The sequence below is a fragment of the Bacteroidales bacterium genome (assembly GCA_018334875.1).
Classification (GTDB): Bacteria; Bacteroidota; Bacteroidia; order Bacteroidales; family UBA12077; genus JAGXLC01.
Window position 1 is genome coordinate 1 of sequence record JAGXLC010000384.1, and the last position, 3,835, is coordinate 3,835.

A 3,835-nucleotide genomic window follows, 5' to 3' on the forward strand; every position below is an offset into this window, starting at 1 on the left:
AAGTGTGAGTTCAAACTCTATCATTGTGAATTAACGGAGTCCGGACCGGCATGGGTGGACAGCCGGAAAAAGTGGAAAGGGAAGTTGGATCAGCCGGCTGATCAGTTTCTGGGTGTTCTGAAAGGTCCGGATGCCCGAGAAACGGATTTTACCAGACGGGCAAAGGGAGAACTGGAGGAATTCCTCTTCAAACTGATAAAAGGAGTGCGGTTTAAGTTCTAGCAAAACAAACCATAACCTGGACAAGCCAGAACCAAACAGGATATTCGCCCAAATGCACAAGGACTGAATTATTAGCAATATGAAAAGCCATGCATGTCCAGGTTATTTATCGTACCTTATCAATCTATAAAAGCATTACTCATTTATAATAAGAAAACAAAGATATAATAATGATTTCAGCTATAAATTATTGATTTTCTGCCAAAATTTGTCAGAATGTAAATGATAAGGTACTAACAATAGATGATCAAACCATTATCATGTTGGCAACAGTTCATTCCTTCAAAAAGTTAAGTAATGGAGTAATAAACATTTCAAAACTTTCAATATGAGGCAAGTGTCCAATGTCATCCAATTCAACCAGTTCTGCATTAGGAATGGCCTTTTGTGTTTTTTTTCCAAGCTTTTTATAAAGTCCCATTGTTTTCCTGGTTTCTTCCGAAACCAATGATTTGCCTAAGGCCGTTCTATCCCTGGTGCCTATAATGAGCAGTGTTTCGGGTTTTAATTCATCAAACTCATGTACAACAGGTTGTGTAAATATCATATCGTATGCCAATGCCGAATTCCAGGCAATGGTTTCGTAATCTGAATTCAGAATCCAACCTGCCAGCAGATTCACCCATTCGTTATAGGAATCTTTCCAGTTGTTGTCGTAATAATTTTTAAGTTGATAATTTTTGATATCTTCATAGCTCTTTTCCAGCTCCGATTCATACCACCATTCAACTGGTTTATAGGGTACTTTTAACTTATAATCTTCTAAGCCAATTGGGTTTTCTAAAATTAGTTTCTCTGTTAATCCGGGAAACATCAATGCAAAGCGCGTGGCCAACATACCTCCCATAGAATGTCCTAAAACGGCTGTTTTTTCTATTTCTAAAGTGTCAAGCAACAGCCTGGTATTTTGAGCCAACTGGTGAAAACTGTATTGAAAATGGTGTGGTTTGGATGACTTTCCAAACCCGATCTGATCTGGTACAATTACTCTAAACCCTTCACGGGTCAAGGCTTTTATAGTAGTTTCCCAATATGCCCCGTTGAAATTTTTGCCATGGAGCAACATGACATTTTTACCATTGTAGTTTTCCGGCTGTACATCCATATATGCCATTGTTAAATGTTGTTTTTGTACATCCAGTTCAATGGTATTTACATTAAACGGGTAGTCGTAATTAGATAATTCAATATCCAGCCACTGTAACTGATTGGTCTGTGCATTAAGACTTTGAAATGCACTTGCGATAATTATTAATAAAAAGATGCTTTTCTTTATCATTTTTCAATATGCATTTATTATTAGCAATTCTGATTGTTACATTAATCAGATATGTTTGATTTTAACAACATTGATTTAAATTTGTTTACTTACTTGATTTTTGATTTAATAAAATGCTTAACGGATAATTTATCACAAATTCTTGAATAAGTAAATACAAATCGGTATAACTATAAAGCGAATCTGATAATCAAATGCTCTTATTATGAACATTTATCGCTGGATGACCATTCCATGGAGAAGCTTATTGCTAATTCTGATCTTATTAACAGGGTTTTCATTTTCCGGGGTTCAATCAACAAAAGCCCAGGATATTGAATACTGGACTTTTGTTGGTGCCAGTACGGAATGGAATAATATGGAGATTTTGTTTCACAATGCCAATTTCTTTTTACCCGGGGCAGGACATTTTCTCAACCATACCCAATTGATGGTAAACTTTCCATCCAAAAATAATTTCAGTCTGGGTGTGGGATACAAACAGGAATATGTGAAATTTCCTGATAGGGTTAGGGCAGAGTATAGACCCATGTTACACGGATATTATAACAACACATGGGGCTCTTTTGATTTTCTGAGCCGCAGTAGATTGGGATTGAGATTTATGGATGGCGATCTGATCAACAGGTACCGTAATAAACTACAGGTTAGCTATAACCAATTTAAGGGTTTTAGCCCTTTTTTATATACGGAACCATTTTTCAACCTGAACAAACCGGGTTATACGGCACAGCGGACCATACTCGGAGCAAGCATCCCGGTTAAGAATATAGATATCACCCTGTTGCTGGGGCATGAGACCAATAAGATAAAACCCGGGACGTGGACGGATAAATTTATGCTGGGAACTTTTCTGAGTTACAATTTTTGACTGTTGTATTTTTTATTGTATATTGGTATCATATTAAACTTTAAAATTATTGTATATGAGTGACGAAAGATTTAGTATTTTCAAACTTTACGAGGCTTCAAAGAAAACGCTTTTACAACCGAAAGCGTATTTTGCATCTATGAAGACTCAGGGTGGGTTAGGAGAACCCATCATTAAAGCATTGATGTATGGTGTGATAGCTGGTATTTTTGTTCTTCTCTGGGACATATTGAATGTAACCGGGGTTTCAACAGGCTTTTTAGGCGGAGCTACAGGTATTGCAGGCTTTTTTGGTGCCATTATTGGCGCTGTAATCGGTGTTTTCATTGTAGGAGTGATCGTGCTTATCATATCTGCCATAAGTAAAGGCAACACTGATTTTGAACCCAATGTGCGGGTTGCTGCTGCAACTATGGTGCTCGTCCCCATCAATGCATTCCTGGGATTTTTTAGTGGCATCAGCTATTCCCTTGGAGCAATCATTGGCCTGGCGGTTAGTCTTTATGGAGTGTACCTGCTTTATATTGCAGTTACAGTAACCTTACAGGGGCAAGCCCAAACGGCCAGAACCATATCTTATGTTCTTGCAGCCCTGTTGATAATATCTCAGATCGTATAAAAGAGAAGGGCTAAAGGCTGTTAAGTTTTCCACTTCTTTGCTGAACTGTTTCTTGATTTTACCGGATTCTTTCCATCTTCTTAATCAGAGCGGCCATTCATTCTTGCATGGTGTGTGCTATGCACGTAAATAAAACCCTGAGGGTGCCTCAGGGTTTTTTGGACTTTCTAACTGGTTTAAGGTTAATCTGCTTCAGTTTTGATTAGCCAACCGTCGCCGTGGTCAGCTCCGAATGATCGTGTTTGTCCAGCCAGGATGTAACCTTCATCTGCAGTCTGCAGAAAATCCAGAATACAATCGTACTTAGAACCACCAAAGAGTCTGCTCCACTGCTTATTTCCACTCTGGTCAATTTCCACAATCCAGCCATCTCTATCAGAAGTATTCTTTCTAGTCCGTCCTCCTAAAATATAGCCACTGCCAATTTGCTCAACAGAATAAAATTCATTCCATTCAGAATTGCCTGCAGCTCTCTTAGATAATCGAACCCTTCTCTCAAATGATCTCATTCCTCTCTTGAATGATCTGGCCCCTCTCTTAGATAATCTTACCGCCCTCTTAGATGATGTCACCGGTCTCTTAGATAATCTCACCCTTCTCTCAGATGATCTCATTCCTTTCTTGGATGATTTTAGCCTTTTCTTGGATAATCTTACCGCCCTCTTGAATTATCTTACCGGTTTCTTAGATAATCTTACACTTCTCTGTAAGCATCCTAGGAAATACATATTGTAATGGTGTCAGAAGGCCTTTATCTTAGCCAAAAATTTTAGGCTATGAATAAAACCAGGCAAAGAAGCAGTCAACAGATGCAAGTATTGATTGACAAGTTCAATCGGAGCAA

Annotated in this window: 5 protein-coding genes; 3 read left to right on the plus strand and 2 right to left on the minus strand. The window is 38.4% G+C overall.

Going from position 1 to position 3,835, the window contains the following annotated elements; genetic code table 11:
• Positions 1-222: hypothetical protein (locus KGY70_18470; GenBank protein ID MBS3777187.1), on the plus strand; the 222-nt coding region annotated here is incomplete at its 5' end.
• Between the two features lie 274 nt (positions 223-496).
• Here KGY70_18470 and KGY70_18475 read toward each other — a convergent pair.
• Positions 497-1,501 carry an alpha/beta hydrolase gene (locus KGY70_18475; GenBank protein MBS3777188.1) on the minus strand — a complete coding sequence of 335 codons (1,005 nt, stop codon included), beginning with the start codon at positions 1,499-1,501 and terminating at the stop codon, positions 497-499.
• A 205-nt stretch (positions 1,502-1,706) separates the two neighbouring features.
• On the opposite strand from KGY70_18475, the gene KGY70_18480 reads away from it, so the two are divergent.
• Together KGY70_18480 and KGY70_18485 are read left to right on the plus strand one after the other, a co-directional pair.
• Positions 1,707-2,372, plus strand: a complete 666-nt coding sequence (locus KGY70_18480; GenBank protein ID MBS3777189.1) for a DUF2490 domain-containing protein — start codon at positions 1,707-1,709, stop codon at positions 2,370-2,372.
• Positions 2,373-2,427: 55 nt separating this feature from the next.
• On the plus strand, positions 2,428-2,991 hold the full coding sequence (locus KGY70_18485) for a YIP1 family protein (GenBank protein ID MBS3777190.1): 564 nt from the start codon (positions 2,428-2,430) through the stop codon (positions 2,989-2,991).
• A 182-nt stretch (positions 2,992-3,173) separates the two neighbouring features.
• Here KGY70_18485 and KGY70_18490 read toward each other — a convergent pair whose 3' ends face one another.
• Complete coding sequence (locus KGY70_18490; GenBank protein MBS3777191.1) at positions 3,174-3,605, minus strand: hypothetical protein; 432 nt, start codon at positions 3,603-3,605, stop codon at positions 3,174-3,176.
• Positions 3,606-3,835: the final 230 nt, after the last annotated feature.